Below are 21,972 nucleotides of genomic sequence, written 5' to 3' on the forward strand. Positions count from 1 at the left end.
GCGGGCGTGGGCCTGGTGCCCCGCGCCGCGGCATCCAAGGAGAATCGCATGGCATTCATCGCAAAGTGGCTCGTGGGATCGATCGCCGTGGGCGTGGCCGTCTGGCTCGTCCCGGGCATCGAGGTCGTGGGCGGCACGTGGGCCGCGCCCATCTTCACGGCGCTGTTTCTCGCCATCGTGAACGCGCTCGTCAAGCCCGTGCTCAAGGTGCTCGGGTTCCCGCTCACCGTCATCTCGCTGGGGCTGTTCTTGCTCGTCATCAACGCGTTCATGCTCGAGCTCGCGGGCTACCTCTCGAGAAACATCACGCATGCCGGCATCCTCGTGGACGGCTTTGGCGCGGCGCTTCTCGGCGCGGTCATCGTGTCTGTCGTCTCCATGATGCTCGGCGGCGTCATCAGGTAGCGACGCCGGGCTCTTGGGTGGCGTCGCCACGCTCGTCCCCGCACGCATCACTTTAATGCGCTAAAGTGATTTAAGAACCTATGGACGTCACGCTTGGAGGGGCGCATGGAAGCTCGGAAAGTCTTGGACACGGAGGCCGCACGGACGCTCGTGAGCGCGATCGGCCAGCTCTCGGCCCCCTCCGAGGTCGAGGCGTTCCTCACGGACCTGTGCACCCCGCGTGAGATCGAGGACCTCTCGCAGCGCCTCGAAGTGGCACAGCTCCTCGACGCCGGCAAGCCCTACCTCTCCGTGCAGGAGCAGACGGGCGCCTCGTCCACGACGGTCAGCCGCGTCTCCAAGTGCCTGAACGGCGCCGCCGGCGGCTATCGCGTGGTCCTCGACCGCCTGGCTGGGAAGTAGGTGCGAGCCTCATAATGGGTGCGTTTGGCACGATTTGGGTCCGAGAAGTGACGGAGCCCTTGGGCCCGAGAAGTGACGGAGACGGGCCCTACGCCAGCGCGCGCTCCATGTGGCGCTTGGCGCGCACGAGCGCCTCCTTGATTCGCAGCTGCTTCTCCTCGCCCATACGATAGGAGGGCGTCGTCACGGACAGGCCGTACTCGATGACGCCGTGCCTGCGGATGCCCACGCCGATGCACTGGACTGCCTCGGTGGCCTCCTCGCGGTCATAGGCAAAGCCCTCGCGCCTCACCTTGTCGAGCTGGGCGATGAACTCGTCGGCGCTGCGGACGGTCGCCTGCGTGGGGCGCTCGAGCGGCTCGTGGAGCATCGCGCGCACGTCCGCCTCGCCCATCTCGCTCACGAGCACCTTGCCGATGGCCGTGTAGTGGATCGGCAGCGTCTTGCCGATGCTCGAGGTGAGCCGCACGGGCTGGGGCGAGTCGACCTTGGCGATGTAGAGCACGCGCCCGTGGTCGAGGACGCCGAGCTGGCAGGTCTCGCCGCAGGCGTTCGTGACGCCTCGCATCGCGGCCATGAACAGGCTCATCGAGGTGCTCTCGCGGTCGAACGACTTGCCAAGCAGATAGGTCTTGAGGCCGATGGAGTAGCGCTTCGTGGCGTCGTCGTAGGCAACGTAGCTGGTGTCCGCCATCGTGTGGAGGATGGGGGAGAGGCTGCCCTTTGGCGCCCCCACCTCGCGGCAGATCTCCGCCATCGTGAGGCCGCCGGAGGCGTTCGCGAGCGTCTCGAGGATGTCGAGGACGCGCATCGTCGAGCGGTGCTGGGGCTTTTCTGTAGCTGTTGCCATCTCTTCTGTGCTCCCTTGGGACAAAGTCCCAGTTCAAAGGCCATGTGGCCGTGGTCGAGAGGCGCGGCTGCCGCCTTGACCGCATCAAGTTCCGAACGTATTCTTACCACTGGCGGTATAAGTTCGCAAATACGAACACCGTTCGCAGAGAAAAACCTACCGTCCACGGATGCCGAGCGGGTCCCACGCCCACGCGACGCCCGTGAGAATTACCGTACAGCTGCAATTTGGGAACGAGGTTCGCATATCCGAACAAACGGAACCAAGGCAACCCCAACGGGCGCCAGCCGCCCGTGCCTGGCCCTGCGGGTGGCGAGCCGTCCCAGAACGAGGGAGGACCGTTCATGAGAAACGGCGTCATCATTGACGAGAAGGACAACGTCGTCGTCGCCATCCACGAGCTCGAGGCCGGCACCGACGTCGCCTACCCGCTGCCCGGCGGCGGCGAGGGCCATGTCATCACGACCGAGCACATCCCGCTGTTCCACAAGATTGCCCGCACCGACATCAAGCGCGGCGAGAAGGTCGTGAAGTACGGCGAGTACATCGGCGTCGCCACGGCAGACATCGCGGCGGGCGAGCACGTTCACACGCACAACTGCGCGAGCTCCGATGACCTCAAGGACACCGACGCCAACGACGTGGCCTCTGCCGCATCCGACGTCGTTGCCCCCGCGGCCGCGCCCAAGTCCACGCGCACGTTCCGCGGATATCGCAGGGCAGACGGCCAGGTGGGCATCCGCAACCACGTTCTCGTCCTTCCCACGAGCATCTGCGCCTCCGACACCACCGAGCGCATCGCCCGTGCCGTCAGCGGCTGCGTGACGTTCCACAACCAGAACGGCTGCAGCCAGGTGAACGTGGACCAGCAGCTCACGGTTGACACGCTCGCCGGCCTTGCCGCCAGCCCCAACGTCTACGCCGTGCTGGCCGTGTCGCTGGGCTGCGAGGGCTGCCAGAACGACCTCGTCATCGACGCCATCCGCAAGCGTTGCGACAAGCCCATCCGCTCACTCATCATCCAGAGGGTCGGCGGCTCCATCAAGGCCGTGGAGGAGGGCACGCGCATCGCCCGCGAGCTCGTCCGCGAGGCGAGCCTGTGCGAGCGCGAGGACGTGCCCGTCTCCGAGCTCATCTTTGGCACCAACTGCGGCGGCTCGGACACCTCGAGTGGCCTTGGCTCCAACCCGCTCATCGGCGAGGTCTCCGACTGGATGGTCTCGCAGGGCGCCACGACCGTCCTGTGCGAGACGCCCGAGCTGTTCGGCGGCGAGCACATCCTGGCTCGCCGCGCCGCCACGCCCGAGGTGGGCGAGCAGGTGCTCAAGATCGTGCGCGACTACGAGAAGTACGTGCAGATGTTCGGCGCCGAGATGCGCGAGGGCAACCCCAGCCCCGGCAACATGGCCGGTGGCCTCACCACGCTCGAGGAGAAGTCGCTCGGCTGCATCCACAAGGCCGGCCACAGCCCCATCAACGCGGTGTACCCCTATGCTGCGCCGCTCAAGAGCCACGAGGGCCTCGTGATCATGGACACCCCGGGCAACGACCCCTCCAGCGTGGGCGGCATCATCGCCGGCGGCTGCCAGCTCGTGGTCTTCTCGACGGGCCTTGGCACGCCCACGGGCAACGCGATCGCCCCGGTGCTGCGCATCACGGCCAACGGCCGCACGGCCAAGACCATGGCTGACAACATCGACTTCGACGCGCAGGCCACGATCTATGGGCCGCAGTCCATGGAGGAGCTGCGCGACCGTCTCATCGACCAGATCATCGCCGTGTGCAACGGCGAGCCCACGTGCGCCGAGGCGCTCGGCTACACGGAGACGGCGCTGCCGCACCTGTGCAACTACATGTAGGCGAAACCTCACGGGGCCCGGCCCCCAACCCCTTCCAGGGGACCGGGCCTCACCAACCTGCCCAGGAGCGGCCCAAAGGGCTTTGACACCTTTGGGCATGGGCACCAAGCAAGGCATCACCGCGGGCAACCCGCGTGATACATACGGCGCAGACCCCCAACTGCGTCAAAGGCAAACCCCGGGAAGGGACACCCGGGACAATCAAGAAGGAGTGCATCATGGATCTTCATCTCGAGGGCAAGGTCATCTTCGTCACCGGCGGCTTCAAGGGCATCGGTAAGGGCATCGCGCTGCAGCTCGCTCGCGAGGGCGCTATCCCCGTGGTCCTGAACCGCAAGGACGGTGTCGAGGACGAGTTCCGCGCCGAGATCTCTGAGATCACCAAGACGTTCGAGATGTACTACATCGACCTCAACGACACCGACGCCATCAAGCCCATCGTCGAGGAGGTCTACAAGAAGTACGGCCACATCGACGGCGTGGTGAACAACGCTGGCCGCAACGACAACCTCGAGCTCGAGACCCTCGACTGGCACGACTTCGAGAAGTCCCTGCACGGCAACCTCACGCACTACTTCGAGCTCGTCCACTGCTGCTGCCCGTACCTCAAGGAGTCCAAGGGCTCCATCGTGAACATCGCCTCCAAGGTCGCCCTCACCGGCCAGGGCAAGACGACGGCCTACGCCGCCGCCAAGGGCGCCATCCTCGGCCTCACCCGTGAGTGGGCCGCCGCTCTCGTCCACGACTCCGTGCGTGTCAACGCCATCGTCGTCGCCGAGGCCTGGACGCCGCTGTACGCCAACTGGATCAAGACCTTCGGTGACGAGGAGGCCCAGCAGAAGCGTCTGTCCCTCATCACGGACCGCATCCCGCTGGAGCACCGTATGACCACCTGCGAGGAGATCGCCGACACCGCGGCCTTCCTGCTCTCCGACCGCGCCTCCCACACCACCGGCCAGTGGTGCAGCGTCGACGGCGGCTACGTCAACCTCGATCGCGCCCTCGACTAGCTCTGGCCTGGAAAGAGGATTTAACGCATGTCTGATTCCGCCAAGAAGGCGAGCACCAAGGGCGCTGCGGCAACCATCGCCATCGTTCTCGTGACCTCGCTGTTTTTCGTCTGGGGCCTGGCCATGAACCTGGTCAGCTCGCTGAACGCCCCGATCGCCAACTACCTTGAGCTGACGACCACCCAGACGTCGCTCATGCAGGTGGCCTACTACGGTGCCTACTTCGTCATGGCCATCCCGGCCGGCGCCATCGCCAAGAAGTTCGGCTACAAGGGTGGCGTCATCGCCGGCCTCGCCCTGTTCGTGATTGGCTCCATCATCACGGTGCCCGCCACGAACGCCGCCTCGTTCGCCCTGTTCCTGGTCTCCACGTTCGTCGTTGCCGCTGGCGCCACCACGCTCGAGGCCAACTGCAACCCCTACATCACCAAGCTCGGTGACGAGAAGCACGAGTCCATGCGACTCAACCTCGCCCAGTCGTTCAACGGCGTCGGTTCCATCGTGGGCCCGCTCATCATGGCCCAGATCCTGAGCACGACGGTCGCCGCCGGCCAGCCCGGCTTCGCCGAGGCCAAGACGGCCTTCCTGGGCAGCACCCGTGGCATCTACATCGTGATCGCCATCGTGCTCGCCATCATGCTCGCCGTGTTCGTCTTCGTGAAGCTCCCCACGCCGCCGAACGACGTCGAGGAGGCCGGCTCCGAGAAGGCCGCCAAGGGCGGTGCCCTCAAGAAGCCCTACTTCAAGCTTGGCGTCGTCGCCGAGTTCTTCTACGTGGGCATCCAGACGGTTGGCTTCTCCCTGTTCGCCACGTATGCGACGAAGGTCGCCGGCCTTGAGATGAGCCTCGCCACGGGCCTCGTGAGCGCCCTGTCGCTGCTGTTCACCATCGGCCGCTTCGGCTCTACGCCGCTTCTGGCCAAGAAGGACCCGGGCAAGCTGCTCGGCATCTACATGACGGGTGCCGCCGTCTGCTTCTTCCTCGTCTTCCTGAACCTTGGCGTGGTCTCGGTCGCCGCGTTCGTCGTGGCCTACCTGTTCATGTCCATCGGCTACCCGACGATCTTCTCGCTGTCGCTGCGCGGCATGAGCGGCGACGAGACCAAGACCGGCTCGTCCATCATCACGATGTCGATCGTGGGCGGCGCCATCATCCCGGTCGTCGTGAGCGCCATCGGCGATGCCTGCGGCCTGTCCGTCGCCATGCTCGTCGCCGTTCCCTGCCTGGCCTTCTGCGCCTGGTACGGCTTCGCCGGCTCCAAGATCGGCTTTGGGGAGGAGTAACCATCATGTCTGATCTCAAGGTTGTCGATTCTCACTTCCACGTGTGGAACCTCGATACGCAGAGCCTTCCCTGGCTCGACGGCACCGACGGCACCATCACGCACACCTACAAGGTGGAGGACCTCGAGGCCGAGTACGCCCGCCAGGCCGGTGTTGAGTTCGTCGGCGGCGTGTACGTCGAGGTTGACTGCGCCGACCACGAGGCCGAGGACAAGATCGCCTACGACCTCAAGGCGGCCCACCCCAAGATGCTCGCCTGCATGCTTCGCAGCGACGTCTCTCCGTGGATGCGCGTCCCCGCGTTTGCCGCCGGCATCCGCGAGCCGCTCCACATCGACTCCGAGCCCAAGGGTCGTTGCCTTGAGCCCAGCTTTGTCGAGGGCCTTCACACGCTGGCCAAGAAGGGCCTGCCCTTCGAGTCCTGCAACCGCGTGAACGAGCTCGAGGACGCCTACGAGGCGTTCGCCCAGGCGCCCGAGGAGACCGTCATCCTGAACCACCTCGGCAACGTCGAGGCGCTCACGTCGGAGTGGTGCGCGGTCATGAAGAAGTTCGCGACCCTGCCGAACCTCTACGTGAAGGTCTCGGGCTTCCCGACGGCCGACAAGCAGTTCGTCTCCGAGCTGCTCAAGTTCACGCGCGACACGTTCGACCCCAAGAAGCTCCTGTACGCGTCCAACTGGCCCGTCGTGAAGCTCTACAGCTCCTTCGACGAGCACTTCCAGACGCTTCGCGACGCCTTTGGCGACGACGAGGACTTCTTCATGAACAACGCCGTGCGTGCCTACGGCCTTACGCTCTAACGTCTGAAGTCGGCCCGCGCGTCCAGTCGGCGCGCGGGCCGCTCCATCGGTCCCATCAAAGTAAGGGAGTGCATTATGCTCAAGGGTATCTCTCCGGTGCTTCCGCCCGAGCTCCTCTCGATCCTGTGCGAGATGGGCCACGGCGACACGCTCGTCATCGCCGACGGCAACTTCCCGGCGGCCTCCATCGCCAAGGACTGCAAGCTCGTCCGCTGCGACGGCCACGGCGTGCCCGAGATCCTCAAGGCCATCCTCAAGCTCGTCCCGCTCGACCAGTACGTCGAGAAGCCCGTCACGCTCATGGACGTCGTGCCGGGTGACGATTGCGAGACCCCGATCTGGGACACGTACAAGCAGCTCGTCTCCGAGGTGGACGACCGCGGCGCCGACGTCATCGGCACCATCGACCGCTTCCCGTTCTACGACGAGGCCAAGAAGGCCTACGTCGTGATCGCCACGAGCGAGCGCGCCCAGTATGCTAACGTCATTCTGCAGAAGGGCGTCGTGTACGAGAACGAGCAGATCGACTAGCTTCGTTCGCATTGCCCATGGGACCGGCCCGCTTGCGGCCGGTCCCATGTTGCGTCAAAGGGAAACAAATGGGGGATAGCCTGGAGCTGGTCGTCCCCAGAAAGCGAGAAAGTCATGTTCAAGGGCATCTTCTGCCCGTCCATCACCATTACGGACGACGAGGGCAAAATCGACTACGACCTCTGGGGCAAGCACCTCGACCACCTTGCCGACGCCGGCGTGAACGGCGTTTTGCTGTTCGGCAGCATCGGCGAGTTCTACAGCGTCTCGCTTGCCGACAAGGAGGCCGCGCTCGAGTTTGCCGTCAAGCGCGTTGGTGAGCGCATGAAGGTGTTTGCCGGCGTGGGCGACACGACGTACGCCAACGTCATCGAGTTCACGAAGTTCGCCGAGAAGGCCGGTGCCGATGCGGTGCTCGCCGTCTCGCCGTACTACTTTGGCCCGAGCCCTCTGACCGCCGAGAACTACTTTGGCGGCATCGCCGAGGCCACGAAGCTGCCCGTGATCCTCTACAACTTCCCGGCGCGCACCGGCACCGACCTCACGCCCGAGCTCGTGGCCTCTCTTGCCGCCAAGCACCCCAACATCTGCGGCATCAAGGACACCGTGGACACGATCAGCCACACGCGCAAGGTCATCCGCGCCGCGCGTGCCGTGAACCCCGACTTCACCGTGTTCTCCGGCTTTGACGAGTATTACCTGGTCAACCGCGTGAGTGGCGGCAACGGCGTGCTGTGCGGCCTCACGAACGTGGAGCCCGAGACGTTCGTCAAGATGCACGCGGCCTACGAGGAGGGCGACTTCGCGACCGCCGTGGCGTGCGCCGAGCGCATCTCCAAGCTCATGGCCGTCTATGACGTCTGCGACCTGTTCGTCTCTGCCATCAAGGCTGCCGTGAAGGTCAAGGGCCTGCCCATCTCCACGAAGATCTTCGAGCCGGCCGTCCAGGCCACCGAGGCCGATGAGGCCGCCATCGCGGAGCTGCTCGCGGAGTAGCGAACCTAACGCATCTGGTCTTTGCTGGGACCCGTCCGCCCGCGTGGGTGGCCGGGTCCCTTTTTGTCCGCAAGGCGCGGTAGGATTGGTGCAGTGGAATTCGACCGTGGAGGAACATGGGACTCACCGTCATACAGACGAGCGACGAGCGGCGCGTGGGCACGTGCGTGGAGCGTGCGCTGCGCGAGGCGTGCGGACGCGCTCGCTCGGTCAACCCGCTCGTGCTCGCACCGAGCCTCTCGGTGTCTCTCGAGGTGCAGCGCGCGCTCGAGCGCATCGATGGCCTCTCCCTGGGCGTTGACTGCGCCACGCCGGCTACGTGGTGCGAGCTTCGCTGGGCGCTTTACGGCGATGGCCGCGCGCTCGTGACGCCGGCGGCGCGCGCCGTGCTCATGCAGCGCGTGGTTGCCCAGGCGTCCGCCGACGGCACCCTTGAGCCGCTCGACGCTGGCGCCGGCACGGTGCAGCTGCTGTGCCAGGCGGCCCAGAGGGGGCTGCCCTGGCTGCCTGCCGCGGATGCCGCCTCGCTTTCTGTTGGCGAGGCCCGCGCCCTCGAGCTGCTCGGGCGCTATGCGCGCGTGCTGTGCCAGCGCCGGCTTGTGGAGCCCGCCGAGGCTGCCGCCGCGCTTCCCGGCCTCATGGCCGAGGAGGGCGCGGGGCTTTCCCCGTGCGTGCTCGTGGGCTTTGGCGAGTTGCCTCGCGCTACTCGTGAGCTCGCTCTTTGCTATGCCGCGGCGGGGGAGTGCACGTTTGTGTGCCAGGCCGGGGAAGGGCCCGCCGGTGACGTTGCCCGCGCCTCGGCGCACAAGCTCGAGGACGAGGCTCGCTCGCGGGGCATCGAGGTCGCGCACGTGGGCGACGCCCCCGCCGCGCCCGTCGAGCGCACCGCCGAGCTGTCGGAGCTGCTCTCGTGCCTGTTCGAGACGGGCAAGGAGGGCATGGTCCCCACGGGCGCAGTGAGCCTGCTCGAGCCCGCGGGCCCGCTCGCCGTTGCCTCGTCCGTGTGCGCCCACGTCTGCGAGCTTGCGGATGGGGGAGCGCAACGCGTCGTCATCGTGGCCCCGGACGTGGCGGCAGCCTGGCGCGAGCTTTCGCCCAAGCTGCACGCCCACGGTATCACGGTGCGCGCGCAGCTTGGCGCTCCCGCCTCCCAGACGCGTGCCGGTGCGGGCTTTCTCGGCCTCGCCCGGAGCGTGGTTGCGCTCGACGCTCTCGCTACGACGTGGCCCGATGACCCTGGGGCCGAGCTTCCCGACATGAGCTGGTGGCCCCCGCGCGAGGTCTCCGACTTCCTGCTGCTGGACGTCACGGGCGTGGGCGCCAACCGCGCCTGGCGCCGCGACGTGGCCTGGCGAGGCAACCGCATCCTCACGCCTGCCGAGGTGCTGCGTACGCTCCAGAACCACTCGGCAACGTCTCCGCAGGTGGCCGGTGCCGTGCGCGAGCTCCTGCGCGGGCACGTTGCCGCTGCGGCCATGCGCCTTGCGGCGTCGCCTCAGCCTGATGCCGCTGCCGCGGACGCCGTGGCCGCGGCCGAGAAGCCCGAGACTGGCGCCGAGGAGCGCCTGTCCGCCCTTCTCGACGCGGGAGCCATCGGCGCCGTCGCCGAGGCCGGCCGCACGCTGCGTGCCTGCGGCGTCTCCGCGGACGAGGGCGCCACGCTCGAGGAGCTCGTCGACCTTGCTGGCACGGCGCTCGAGCGTCTGCGCGTCACGTGCCGTCCCGAGCTTGCGTGCGAGGGTTCGCCGTGCACCGTGGAGCTCATGAGCCCCAAGATGGCCGCCGCGCTCGCGCCCGCCTCGGCCGATGCCGTGGTCTACCTGGGGCTCGATTCCGCGAGCTCTCCCATTCCCGTGCCAGACTCTGCGCTTGACAGGCTTCTCGAGCACTGCGGCGTCGATGTGCCCGCGGACGGCCTCGCGAGCTCGCGTGCCTCGTTTGCCGCGGTGGCCGCGGCGGCACGGCGGCACCTGTCGCTCGTGCGTCCCAGCCATGACGCGGGCGCGAGCGAGACGTTCCCCGCCGTCATGCTCTCCGAGGTCCTCTCGTGCTACGCCGTGGGCGAGGACGGAAGGCCGCTGCTCAAGTCAGACCCCGCGTCACGCGTGGACGAGGGGCACATAGGGGAGAACCTCTCCGCGAGTGGCACCGTGCCGCAGGCCGTCGAGGTGGCGCCCGCCGCTTCGGCGGGGCAGCTCGACCCGGCGCTGCGCAGGCTCGTCATCGTCCCGCGCGACGGCCAGCCCGAGCTGCCGCAGGGCCGCCCGTCGCTCTCCGCCTCACAGGTGGAGACCTACCTCGAGTGCCCCTACAAGTGGCTCACGCTGCGCCGCCTGGGCCTGGACGACTGTGACGCCGAGTTCTCGAACATGCAGGTGGGAACCTTTGTCCACCGCGTGCTCGAGCTCACGCACCGAGACCTGTTCCTGGATGCCGCGCGCGAGGCCGGCCTCGTGGGGCAGGACTGCGGCGAGTCGCCGGAGGGCAGGCTGTTCTGGTTCGACCCTGCCGTGCGCGTGGCTGGGTCGCGCGTGGACGAGCGAACGCTTCCGCGCGCCACCAGGCTCATGCACGCCCACTTCGCCGAGCACCTGGCGCACCAGCGGCTCGAGGGCTCCACGCGCAACAAGCAGGCGCTCATCGCCCACACGCCCTCGGAACGCCGCCGCCTCGCCGAGGTCGAGCGTGACATCGAGGCGACCCTCGAGTACGAGGCAACCCGCTTCGCCGGCTTCGAGCCGCGTCTGTTCGAGGGGCGCTTCGGCGGCTCGACCGGCCTTCCGGCAGACTACGCCGGCGCGGACTTCGTGGGCACGATCGACCGCATCGACGTGGACGAGCACGGGCGGGCGCTCGTCATCGACTACAAGCACAAGAGCCGCCTGTTTGAGGAGTACGCGTTGAGTGGCCGCGACGAGGCGGACTGGGATGCTGGCTTTGCGCTGCCCGGACGCGTCCAGACCCTCATCTACGCGGGCATCGCGCGCCGGCTGCTGAGTGACGCGGGCGTGGAGCTTGTGGGTGCCGTCTACCTGGGCACGAAGGGCATCCACGAGATCGCTGGCGCCCTCACGGCGCACGACGCCGCGGCGGTGCTCGGGTCAGACGTGGGCGAGAAGCGCCTCGAGCGCGTCTGCGTGCCGGTGCCGGGCGCGCGCTCGTTCGACGAGCTGCTCGACCGCACGGAGGAGGCCGTGGCAGCCGTCATCGAGCGCATGCTCGCCGGCGAGGTGGACGCGAGGCCCTCCTCGCCCAAGGCGTGCGCGTGGTGTCCGGTGCTGAGCTGCGAGAGGAGGCAGTCATGAGCGATATCAAGCTGAGTACGGCGGAAGGCCGCGAGGAAGGGACGGCGCAGGTGCCGCCCGAGGTCGCCGCCCTGCTCAAGGGGCTGCTTCCCGAGCAGCGCCGCATCGTGACGACGCTTGACCGCCCGGTGTTCGTGGCGGCGGGCGCGGGCTCCGGCAAGACGTTCACACTCACGCGGCGCATCGTGTGGGCGCTGTGCCCCGGCTCGGGCGAGGGCGGCAGGCCCTTCCTCGACAGCCTGGACCAGGCGCTCGTCATCACGTTTACGGAGAAGGCAGCCGGGGAGATCAAGGAGCGCGTGCGCTCGGCGCTGCGCCAGGCGGGGCTTGGCGAGGAGGCGCTCAAGGTTGACTCGGCCTGGGTGAGCACGATCCACCACATGTGCGCCCGCATCCTGCGCGCGCACGCCCTGGACCTGGGGCTCGACCCCGAGTTTGCCATGATCGGCGAGCAGGAGGCGCGCCTCTTGCGCTCGCAGGCCACCGAGCAGGCCCTGCGCGAGCAGCAGGGCTCCGCCGGCCTCGACGCGCTCTACGCCGAGTTCGGCACCGGCACCGGCTCGGGCCGCGACGGCGTGCCCGGCCTTCTCGCCACGCTCATCTCCAAGGCGGGCTCTGCCGAGCGCGGCCTCGAGTCGCTCTCGTTCGTCGAGGCGGGCGCGGACGTCTCGGGCACCATGGCATCGCTGACGCTTGCCTACGGGGCTCTGTGCGCCTGCGACCTCAAGCACGCAGACGAGCTCGCGCGGGTCCGCGGCGAGCTGGCACGGCTCGAGGAGTTCGGGCAGCTGCCGCCCAGCCAGCGCACGCCGCAGGCCGCACGCGAGCTGCTCGGCTCCATCAAGGGGCCCGATGGCCGCAAGTGGCGCGCCAAGAACGTCAAGGACCTCTGGGCAGAGACGAAGTCCTCCCTGGAGGTGGCCCGTGGCGAGGTGGACCTTGCCTGCGTCATGCCGCTCCAGGAGCCCCTCATGGCGCTCGCCGGCCGCGTCGAGCAGCTCTACGCGGCCGCAAAGCGCTCGCGCGGCGTGCTGGACAACGACGACCTGCTCCAGCTCACGGCCCGTGCCTTTCGCGAGCGCGCAGGCATTGCGGACGAGTACGCGCACAAGTTCCGCCTCGTCATGGTCGACGAGTTCCAGGACACGAACGCCCAGCAGGTGGGCATGGTCAAGAGCCTGTCGGGCGAGGGGGCGTGCCACCTCACGACCGTGGGTGACGCCCAGCAGGCCATCTACGGCTTCCGCGGGGCAGACGTGAGCGTGTTCGAGGACCGCGGCGAGGAGGTCCGCGAGGCCGCCAAGCAGGGACGTGCCGCCACGGTGGAGCTCGCCTACAACTTCAGGAGCGACGACGCGATCCTTCGCTTCGTGGCCCGAGCCTGCGGAAGCTCCGGCATTGTGCCGCGCTTCATGGACCTGCGCCCGGACCCGGCCCGCAAGAGCGACTGGCCCGAGAGGCGCTGCCCGCGCGTCGTCGTGGAGCTCACGCGCGCCCACAGGCTGGGGGTGCGCGCCGTTCCCAAGGAGACGCGCGCCCGGCTCGCTGCCGCGCAGCTCGCCGACCGCCTCGCACGCATCCGCGACGACGTCGGCGTGGAGCCGCGACGCATGGCCGTGCTCATGCGCAGCCTCACGCAGGCGCCCGTCTACATCGACGCCCTGCGCGAGCGCGGGCTCGAGAGCGTCGTGGTGGGCGGCTCCACGTTCGCCCAGGCGAGCGAGGTCCGCGTGGTCGAGGCACTTCTGCGCTGCCTCGCCTGTCCGCAGGACACAAAGAGCGGCCTGTTCGGCGTGCTCGAGAGCGACATGTTCGAGCTTGACGGCAACGACATGCTCATGCTCGCCACGCGCCCGCAGGACGTGTTCGACGCCCCCGCCAAGCGCCGCATCAACGTGGGCGTTCGCGAGGGTGCCCCGGACTTTGGCAACGCGGCGCCCTCCGAGCGCCTCTCCCACGCCCGTCGCGTGATCACGCGCGCGTGGGACCGCGTGGGAAAGATTCCCGTGGCAGACGTTCTGCTCATGGCCATCCGCGAGTCCGGCTGGCTTTTGCGCCTCGAGCGCGGGGGCGTCGCGGGCCGTGCCGTGGCCGCCAACGTGCTTGCCGCCGTGCGTCACGTCCGCGAGCTCTCCGAGCCCAACCAGCTCGACGCCATCCTCGCCGCAGACGAGTTCTCGCGCTGGCTCGAGGCGGCCAAGGAGGGCCCGGCGTCGCTTTCCGGCGAGGGCCTCAACGCCGTGAGCCTCATGACGGCGCACGCCTCGAAGGGCCTCGAGTTCGATGTCGTGGCCGTCGTGGGGTGCTGCGGGTCCGAGTCGTCCCACAAGGTGGGGCGCCTGCTGTCTCTGCGCGATGGCGCCCGCGAGCTGCTTTCGCTGGCACCGGCCGGCTTCAAGGTGCCTGACCTCGGCGAGGACGCGCCGGCAGACGCCCGCGACTGCGACAGCGCGCTCGAGTGGCGCGCGCTCATGGAGCAGACGAGGACGGACGCCGAGTCTCGCGAGGACGGACGTTTGCTCTACGTGGCGCTCACGCGCGCCCGCGAGTGCGTCATCTTGTGCCTCTCGGCCACCGAGAAGAAGGGCGGCGAGCTGTCGCCCGTCATGACGCAGCAGGTCGCGGGCGCGCTCTTTGGCGAGCGCCCGGTCGCCGGCGAGGGCTCGTTCGGCTACGGCGGGCGCGCCGAGGGCCTCGTGCGCTGCGTTGACGCATCGCTTTTGCCAGATGGCTCCGTCGAGGTCGAGGCTGGCGGCACGCTCGATGCCTCCGCACTTACGCCTGCGCCCGCCGCCGGCGAAGGGGCGAAGGAGACGTCCCGCGAGCCCTTCCTCGTCTTTGACATCGATGCCGAGACGCGCGCGCCGCTCGGGGGGTGGCGTCCGCGGCAGGACGTGTTCAGCTACTCGAGCGCCCACGCCGCGCTCGCGGCGGAGGCTGGCGCCTCGTCTCTCGACGACGTGCTCGAGCTGCCCGCGTGCCTGCCCGTCTCGGAGGCGCAGAGAGCCCGCGCGGGCGTCGTGCCCGCCGGCGAGGCGCCTGCGGCCCCGAGCCCCCGCCGTGCCGAGACCGTGCTCGTCGACGACGACGGCGAGCCGGCCGATGCCGACGACGCTGACCGCGCCACCTGCCTGGGCAGCGCGTTCCACGAGCTTGCGCGTCTCATGGTCGAGACGGGGCACGCGCCCGGTGAGCGGCGCGTCTCGGTCGTGGCCGCCTCCTACGGCGTCTCGCGCCGGGACCGCGCCCGCCTGGACGCCGCGCTCGCGCGCTGGGAGAGAAGCGACATCCGCTCCGAGGCCCTTTCCCATGCGTGCGTGCGCGCCGAGGTGCCGTTCTTCTGCGGCGTGAGCTCGCCGCTCGGGCATGACCTCGAGGGCGCCATCGACCTGCTCGCCACGGATGCGCCCGTGGCAAGGGAGGATGCCTCGGCGCTGCTCGTCGACTACAAGACGGGTGACCACGGCCTCACGCTTGGGCAGATTCGCGAGCGCCACGAGATGCAGGCGCGCTTCTACGCCTCCGTCCTGCGCCAGCAGGGCTGGCGCCACGTCACGTGCGCCTTCGTCTGCGTCGAGCTTTCCGATGAGCTCGGCCAGCCCGTCGTCACCCGCTACGAGTTTGGTTGACGAGCGACAGCCCCTCGTCAACTCGTCTGAGGAGAGATGCACATGAGTCCCATCGAGCTGGTCTCAATCGTGGTGGCGGCCGTGGCCGTTGTCGTGGCCGCCGTGGCCGTCATGCGTGCGGGCGGGGCCGCGCCCGGCGCCCCCGCCGCCGTGGACGAGCAGACCCTCGCGTCGTACCTCGAGCGTACGAACGCCGAGGTCGCCTCGCTCAAGACGCAGCAGGCTGCCGACGCCGCGTCCACGAGGGCCTCCCTCGACGCGGCGGCCCGCAGCATCGAGCAGGCGGGAAACCGCGTGGACGGCATGCGCCGCGACGTCACCTCGCAGCTTGCCGCGAGCGCCCAGGCCACCACGCAGCACCTCCAGGGCCTCTCGCAAACCACGACCGAGCAGCTGCGCCTCATCCGGCAGGACACAAACCGCCAGCTCGACGAGATGCGCGCCACGGTGGACGACCGCCTCACCAAGACGCTCAACGACCGCCTGTCCTCCTCGTTCAAGCAGATCAACGAGAGCCTCGAGGCCGTCTATCGCGGCCTTGGCGACATGAAGTCGCTCGCCGCCGGCGTGGGAGACCTCAAGAAGACGCTCTCCAACGTCAAGACGCGCGGCATCCTGGGAGAGGTGCAGCTCGGCGCCATCCTGTCCGAGGTCCTCGCGCCCGCCCAGTACGCCGAGAACGTCGCCACGAAGCCCGGCAGCGCGGACCGCGTCGAGTTTGCCGTAAAGCTGCCGGTCGAGGAGGGCGAGCCCGTGTGGCTGCCCATCGACGCCAAGTTCCCCGGCGACACCTACGCCCAGCTGCGTGACGCGCTCGACTCCGGCGACCGCGAGGCCATCGTCGCCGCGCGCAAGCAGCTCGAGACGCGCATCAAGGCAGAGGCCAGAGACATCTCCACCAAGTACGTGAGCGTGCCGGCCACGACCAACTTCGGCATCATGTTCCTGCCGTTCGAGGGCCTGTATGCCGAGGTCGTGAGCATGCCCGGGCTCATCGAGTCGCTGCAGCGCGACTGGCACGTGAACGTGGCCGGCCCCTCCACCATGGCGGCGCTGCTCAGCAGCCTTGAGATGGCCTACCAGACGTTCAACCTGCAGCGCCGGACCGACGAGGTGCTGCGCGTGCTGCAGGCCGTGAAGGCCGAGCTGCCCAAGTACCAGGCCGAGCTGCGCCGCGCCAAGCAGCAGATCGACCTCGCCGGCCGCACGGTGGACGGCATCATCACGACGCGCACGAACGTCATGGAGCGCAAGCTCAAGGACATCTCCCTCAACGAGGACGAGACCCCCACCCTGGACGGCGAGGAGTAACCCCACTTCGCCGAGAATGAATATTGGGACATGGGCGCAATCGCCAACTGCGGTTTTGCTGCTTGGTTTGTCCCGATTTTCATTCTCGCGGGGCAGTTGACGTGCCCGGGTATGGCGTGCCGTCTCTGTGGGTAGAAGGGGCGTACTGAGGACGAGCCATGAGGCCGTGGGCCGGCTCCCATCGAGACCGTGTCCTCCCCGCGAGATCGCACGGAGGGCGGCCATGGCAACCCGTATCCCCGCTTCAATTGCATCGACGCTGAAGACATGCGAGGAGAGGGGAGTCTTGCTCGCACGGGCAGACGTCGCGGATGCTCGGCCCCTCTCGAGGCTCGCGGTTGCCGGGCTTCTCGTGTCCCCTCATCCGGGGCTCTATGCTCGATCGGACCTCTGGCGCGAGCTAACTCCCGACGCTCGCAACCTTTGTGTGGCGAAGACCCTTGCCGCGCTTCATCCTGCCTGGGTCTTCTCGCACCAGACGGCCGCGTTGTTTTACGGTCTGTCGGTCTCCTATTCCTGCCTTGGCAAGGTCCACTACACAACTCCGTGCAGGGCGGGCGGACAGGATAAGGGCTACACGTGCCACCACCAGGCGAAGGCCGCCGAGTGGAGGATGATCGACGGCGTTAGGGTGAGCTCGTCGGAGCGAATGCTCTACGACTGCCTTCGGAGCCTCCCGTTCGCCGATGCCCTTGTGATTGCGGATGGTGCCTTGCGAGAGGGTGTGTCCACGCGCGAGAAGCTCGAGCGCTACCTGGGCTGGCATGCGGGAGGGCGCGGCATTCGGTACGTTCGTCAGGTGCTCGAATCGGCGGATGGACGTGCCGAGAGCGGTGCCGAGTCCATAGCGCGGGCCACGGTCATCAGCCTGGGCGTTCCCATCTACGATTTGCAGCTCGTGGTGGCAGACCTTGAGAGGCCCGGCAAGACGTATCGGCTGGACATCGTCCTGCGCCGTTCGGACGACACGCTTGTCGACCTTGAGGTCGATGGTCGCCAGAAGTACGAGCTGCTAAATGGTCCAGACGGTGCCGTGACCGCCATGATGGCCGAGCGCCAGCGTGAGGCCGCCATTACCGCGCACGGGATTCTCGTGGCGAGAATAGCAGCCGCAGACGCAGGCAACCGCCCCGTCATGGAGCGCAAGCTGCGTGCCTACGGCGTCATTCCCTAGCCTCTTGCGGTCGCCGAGAATGAAACTTGGGACAATTTCGCAATCGCCAACTGCGGTTTTGCTGACCGGTTTGTCCCGATATTCATTCTCGGTGAGGACGACGGCGGGTGACTCGCCGCTACAGGACGTCCACGCCCAGAGAGCGGACGCGGTCGACGCCGGTGCCCGTCTCGGCGTCACAGACGAGTGCGTCGAAGTCTGCGAGGCTCGCGAAGCGGTACGTGCCGAACGCACTGAACTTGGCGGACTCGCACAGCAGGTACGCCTGGCTCGCCCTCGCCATGGCGGCGGCCTTGAGCGCGCCGTCGTCGGCGTCGAACGTGCTGACCTCGCCCGTCTCGGCATCCATGCCGTACGCGCCCATGAACGCGGCGTCAAAGCGGAAGCGCCCCACCACGTCGAGCGCGATCGAGCCCGTGAGGCCCGAGAGGTCGGCCCGCATCGTGCCACCGCAGCACAGCGTGGTGACGCCGGGCGCGCCGGCCAGCGCCACGAGCACGTCGACCATGGGCGTCACGACCGTGCACCCCACGCCCGAGCTGGCGATAAGGCGGGCGAGCTGGACGCACGTGCTCGACATGTCGAGGTAGACGGTCTGGCCGGGCCCTACGAGCGGCAGCGCCTTGCACGCGATGGCGAGCTTCTCGCCGGCGTGCTGGTCGATGCGGGCGCTCATGGGCCGCTCGCGCACGTTCTCCACGCGCGTGGCCCCGCCGTAGACCTTCTGGCAACGGCCCTCCTCGGCAAGCTGCTTGAGGTCGCGGCGCATGAGGTCCTCCGTGACGCCGAAGCGCCTCGCAAGCTCCGAGACGGTGACGCGGCCCGTCTCGTCGATGATGCGCGCAACCTGCGCGCGGCGCTCCTCTGGAAACATCGATCCTCCTTGGCGGTCGCTCCTTGTCCGTAAGTATACCAATTGGGGATAAATACGCATAACTACGCCGAGAATCGCGCCTAACGGCTTGCAAACTAGGAGAAAACAGACTACTTTGGGGCCAATTGGGAGGGCGCCGCGCCAACCGGGAAGGTGCCACGCCAACTCAGCCCCACAACCACGTCTGATGGGAGAGCCCATGCTCACGGACCGCATGCAAGCGATGAAGGACAAGATCTTCTCGACCCCGCGCGTCATCTCGCTCGAGCGCGCGCGACTCTACACCCAGAGCTGGAGGCAGACGGAGGGGCAGCCCGTCGTCGTCCGTCGCGCCCGAGCCGTGGCAAGCGTGCTTGCCGGCCACAGGATCGTCATCGACGACACGGACCTCATCGTGGGCAACCGCAGCGAGACCCCGCGCGCCGGCGTCGTGTCACCCGAGATGAGCCCATACTGGATTGCCGAGGAGCTCGACGCGTTCCCCACGCGACCCCAGGACCCCTTCGACATCTCCGAGCGGGACAAGGCGGAGCTTCGCGAGGAGCTGCTGCCCTACTGGAGCGGGCGTTCGCTCAACGACTGGTATCGCGCCCACCTCGATGCGGACGTGGCGGCGGCCGAGGCGGACAAGGTCTTCTCCGTGGCGCAGACTGACAAGGGCCAGGGCCACATCATCTGCGACTTCCCGCTCGTGCTCGCCTGCGGCTACGGCACCATCCTCGAGCGCGCCCGCGCACGTGCCGCCGCAGAGCCCGACAACGCCTTCCTGAGCGCGGCCGTCATCTCGCTCGAGGCCATGATTGCCTACATCGGCCGCTACGAGCGCGCCGCTCGCGAGCTCATCGTGCGCTCGACGCCCGAGCGTGCCGCCGAGCTCGAGCGCATTGCCGGCATTCTCGCGCACATCGCCACCGAGCCCGCCCGCGACCTCTACGACGCCATCCAGCTCGTGTGGCTCACGGAGGTCGCCCTCATGCACGAGAGCAACGCCTCGTCGCTGTCGCTGGGCCGCGTCGACCAGTACTTGTGGCCCTACTTTGAGGCGAGCATGGCAGCCGGCGAGAGCCCCGAGGCCATCCGCGAGCTCATCCAGTGCTTCTACCTCAAGCTCAATACGATCATCGCCGTGCGATCCACGGAGAGCGCCCGCTTCTTCGCGGGCTTCCCCATCGGCTTCAACCTCGTGGTCGGCGGCGTGGACGAGACGGGCGCGGACGCCACGAACGAGCTGAGCCTGCTGCTGCTCGACGTCCAGCGCGACACCCGCCTGCCGCAGCCCAACCTGTCCATGCGCGTGCATGCCGGCACGCCGGACGTGCTGCTCCGCGAGGCCTGCGAGATCATCCGCCTGGGAGACGGCCTGCCGCAGCTGTTCAACGACGAGGTCAACGTCCGCGCGTTCATGAACCGCGGCGTGTCCGAGGCCGACGCGCGCGACTACGCCGTCGTGGGCTGCGTGGAGCTGTCCATCCCGGGGTGCATGTATGGCCTGCACGACATCTCGATGTTCAACATGCTCCGTTGCCTCGAGCTTGCGCTGGCCGCCCACCCGCAGGGCTTTGCGAACTACGCCGAGCTCGAGCGTGCGGTGGAGGCCACGATATCCCGCTACGTCTCGCTCATGGTGCGCGGCTGCGACACGTGTGACCTCGCACATCGCGTGACCTCGCCCACGCCGCTGCTGTCGTGCCTCGTCGCCGACTGCCTCGCGCAGGGCAAGGACGTCACGCAGGGAGGGGCGCGCTACAACCCCTCGGGCGTGCAGGGCGTGGGCACGGCAAACCTCGCCGACTCGCTCGTGACCCTGCGCCGCGGCGTGCTGGGAGACGACGGGCGTGGTGGTCACGTGACGCCCCTCGCGAGCTGGGAGCGGCTCAAGGGGGCGCTTGGCCGCGACTGGTCGGGCGAGGGCGACGAGCTGCTGCGCCAGACGATTCTCAATCGCATGCCCAAGTACGGAAACGACGTGGACGAGGTCGACCTCCTCGGCCGGCACTTCCTCGAGTTCTACGCCCATGAGGTCGAGCGCTACGAGAACGTGCGAGGCGGGCACTTCCAGCCGGGCAGCTACACGGTCTCGGCGCACGTGCCGCTGGGGGCCGCCTGCGGCGCCACGCCTGACGGCCGCCATGCTCACGAGCAACTCGCCGACGGCGGCCTGTCGCCCATGACGGGCAGGGACGCCCACGGCCCTACGGCGAGCCTCATGAGCGTGAGCAAGCTCAACAACGTGCTCGAGAGCAACGGCAGCCTGCTCAACGTCAAGTTCTCGCCGTCTGCCCTGGCGGGCGAGGCGGGCCTGGCAAAGCTCATGGGCTACGTCAGGGCCTTCTCGCGCCTGGGGATCCAGCACATCCAGTTCAACGTCGTGGACCGCGCTACGCTCATCGACGCGCAGGAGCATCCCGAGCGCCATCGTGACCTCGTCGTGCGCGTGGCCGGCTACAGCGCGTTGTTCGTCGAGCTGTCGCGCACGCTGCAAGACGACATCATCAACAGGACCGAGCATGTGCTGTAGGGCGGCCGGCGAGCGGGCGGGCGAGGAGCGCGCGGGCGAGTGCGTCGCGTCCGCGCGGCACCGGCTGTGCGTCACGAACGTCCAGCGCTTCTCGCTGCATGACGGTGGCGGCATCCGCTCCGTGGCGTTCACGAAGGGCTGCCCGTTCCGATGCCCGTGGTGCTGCAACCCCGAGAACCTCTCGTTCGAGCCCGAGGAGTGCTGGCACGAGAAGCTGTGCTGCGGTTGCTCGGCGCGCCCGGACGGCTCGCGTGACGCAAACGGCGCCCCGTGCGACACCCCGCCCGAGCGCTGTCCCATGGCTGCCAAGGAGCTGCTCGGCACCTGGCGGGAGGTGGACGGGCTCGCCGACGAGCTGCTGCGCGACCTTCCGTTCTTCGAGGAGAGCGGCGGCGGCGTCACCGTGAGCGGCGGCGAGTGCCTCGCGGGGGCCGCCCGGCAGCGCGCCGTCATCGCGTTGCTCGAGCGCTGCCATGCCGCCGGAGCCGCCACGGCGCTCGAGACGACGCTCGCGGTGCCGTTGGCCGTGCCGCTCGATCGCCTCGTGGGCGCCTGCGACGCCTTCCTCGTTGATTTCAAGATCGCCGACCGTGCGAGAAGCCTCGCGGTCACGGGCATCGACCCGCTCGTGCGCGACGCCAACGTCGCGCGCGTTGTCGCTGCTGGCGGCCGCGTCGTGGCACGCATGCCCGTCATCCCCGGCTTCACCGATGGCGACGCCTGCATCCGCGCCAACGCCCGCCGCGCGCGCGAGCTGGGCATCCGGCGTGCCGACGTTCTGCCGTTCCACCAGCTGGGGGAGAGCAAGTACGCCTCGGTGGGGCGCGCGTACGGAATGGGTGGTGTGGCCCAGCTATCCGAGGAGGACGTCGAGCGCGCCCTCGAGCTGGTCCGGGCCGAGGGCCTTCTCGCCACGCTGCGTGGCGAGTGACAGGGTGTTCGATGGCCGAATGCTTCCCATCCAGCTCGCGCCGCCGTGCCCCTCTCGTGCTTCCCTCCTATAATTGACGCGTTTGCATAC

The 21,972-nt window shown here is 68.3% G+C and carries 16 protein-coding genes; 14 read left to right on the plus strand and 2 right to left on the minus strand.

The window, feature by feature from the left end:
- The first annotated feature begins 48 nt into the window (after positions 1 to 48).
- Complete coding sequence (locus tag Pcatena_RS02955) at positions 49 to 405, plus strand: phage holin family protein (protein WP_126421482.1); 357 nt, start codon at positions 49 to 51, stop codon at positions 403 to 405.
- Positions 406 to 510: 105 nt separating this feature from the next.
- Positions 511 to 807 carry a YerC/YecD family TrpR-related protein gene (locus Pcatena_RS02960; RefSeq protein WP_126421484.1) on the plus strand — a complete coding sequence of 99 codons (297 nt, stop codon included), beginning with the start codon at positions 511 to 513 and terminating at the stop codon, positions 805 to 807.
- Between the two features lie 88 nt (positions 808 to 895).
- Here the strand turns inward: Pcatena_RS02960 and Pcatena_RS02965 are convergent, their stop codons facing one another.
- Positions 896 to 1,657 carry an IclR family transcriptional regulator gene (locus tag Pcatena_RS02965; RefSeq protein WP_126421486.1) on the minus strand — a complete coding sequence of 254 codons (762 nt, stop codon included), beginning with the start codon at positions 1,655 to 1,657 and terminating at the stop codon, positions 896 to 898.
- Positions 1,658 to 2,001: 344 nt separating this feature from the next.
- Here Pcatena_RS02965 and Pcatena_RS02970 point away from each other — a divergent pair, with 344 nt between their 5' ends.
- From Pcatena_RS02970 to Pcatena_RS03015, 10 genes are all read left to right on the plus strand, one after another.
- Positions 2,002 to 3,516, plus strand: a complete 1,515-nt coding sequence (locus Pcatena_RS02970; RefSeq protein WP_126421488.1) for a UxaA family hydrolase — start codon at positions 2,002 to 2,004, stop codon at positions 3,514 to 3,516.
- A 218-nt stretch (positions 3,517 to 3,734) separates the two neighbouring features.
- Entirely contained in the window at positions 3,735 to 4,526 is a 792-nt protein-coding gene (locus Pcatena_RS02975; RefSeq protein WP_120179202.1) for an L-fucose dehydrogenase, read from the plus strand.
- A 27-nt stretch (positions 4,527 to 4,553) separates the two neighbouring features.
- Positions 4,554 to 5,810: an MFS transporter gene (locus Pcatena_RS02980; protein ID WP_120179201.1), complete on the plus strand. Its 1,257-nt coding sequence runs from the start codon at positions 4,554 to 4,556 to the stop codon at positions 5,808 to 5,810.
- Positions 5,811 to 5,815: 5 nt separating this feature from the next.
- A complete protein-coding gene (locus Pcatena_RS02985; protein ID WP_126421489.1) occupies positions 5,816 to 6,613 on the plus strand; it encodes an amidohydrolase family protein in 798 nt (265 codons plus the stop codon).
- A gap of 75 nt (positions 6,614 to 6,688) precedes the next feature.
- On the plus strand, positions 6,689 to 7,144 hold the full coding sequence (locus Pcatena_RS02990) for an RbsD/FucU family protein (protein ID WP_126421491.1): 456 nt from the start codon (positions 6,689 to 6,691) through the stop codon (positions 7,142 to 7,144).
- Between the two features lie 114 nt (positions 7,145 to 7,258).
- Complete coding sequence (locus tag Pcatena_RS02995; RefSeq protein ID WP_126421493.1) at positions 7,259 to 8,140, plus strand: dihydrodipicolinate synthase family protein; 882 nt, start codon at positions 7,259 to 7,261, stop codon at positions 8,138 to 8,140.
- Positions 8,141 to 8,256: 116 nt separating this feature from the next.
- Positions 8,257 to 11,445, plus strand: a complete 3,189-nt coding sequence (locus Pcatena_RS03000; protein WP_126421495.1) for a PD-(D/E)XK nuclease family protein — start codon at positions 8,257 to 8,259, stop codon at positions 11,443 to 11,445.
- A complete protein-coding gene (locus Pcatena_RS03005) occupies positions 11,442 to 15,074 on the plus strand; it encodes a UvrD-helicase domain-containing protein (protein ID WP_126421497.1) in 3,633 nt (1,210 codons plus the stop codon). Before Pcatena_RS03000 ends, Pcatena_RS03005 begins: the two co-directional genes overlap by 4 nt.
- A gap of 42 nt (positions 15,075 to 15,116) precedes the next feature.
- A complete protein-coding gene (locus Pcatena_RS03010) occupies positions 15,117 to 16,385 on the plus strand; it encodes a DNA recombination protein RmuC (RefSeq protein WP_126421498.1) in 1,269 nt (422 codons plus the stop codon).
- A gap of 427 nt (positions 16,386 to 16,812) precedes the next feature.
- Complete coding sequence (locus Pcatena_RS03015) at positions 16,813 to 17,559, plus strand: hypothetical protein (RefSeq protein ID WP_126421499.1); 747 nt, start codon at positions 16,813 to 16,815, stop codon at positions 17,557 to 17,559.
- A gap of 118 nt (positions 17,560 to 17,677) precedes the next feature.
- Here Pcatena_RS03015 and Pcatena_RS03020 read toward each other — a convergent pair whose 3' ends face one another.
- On the minus strand, positions 17,678 to 18,433 hold the full coding sequence (locus Pcatena_RS03020; RefSeq protein WP_172596361.1) for a DeoR/GlpR family DNA-binding transcription regulator: 756 nt from the start codon (positions 18,431 to 18,433) through the stop codon (positions 17,678 to 17,680).
- Between the two features lie 199 nt (positions 18,434 to 18,632).
- Here Pcatena_RS03020 and Pcatena_RS03025 point away from each other — a divergent pair, with 199 nt between their 5' ends.
- Positions 18,633 to 20,951 carry a formate C-acetyltransferase/glycerol dehydratase family glycyl radical enzyme gene (locus tag Pcatena_RS03025; RefSeq protein ID WP_126421501.1) on the plus strand — a complete coding sequence of 773 codons (2,319 nt, stop codon included), beginning with the start codon at positions 18,633 to 18,635 and terminating at the stop codon, positions 20,949 to 20,951.
- On the plus strand, positions 20,941 to 21,882 hold the full coding sequence (locus Pcatena_RS03030; protein ID WP_126421502.1) for a glycyl-radical enzyme activating protein: 942 nt from the start codon (positions 20,941 to 20,943) through the stop codon (positions 21,880 to 21,882). The genes Pcatena_RS03025 and Pcatena_RS03030 overlap by 11 nt, the downstream gene beginning before the upstream one ends.
- Positions 21,883 to 21,972: the final 90 nt, after the last annotated feature.

Source organism: Parolsenella catena, from assembly GCF_003966955.1.
Taxonomy (GTDB): Bacteria; Actinomycetota; Coriobacteriia; order Coriobacteriales; family Atopobiaceae; genus Parolsenella; species Parolsenella catena.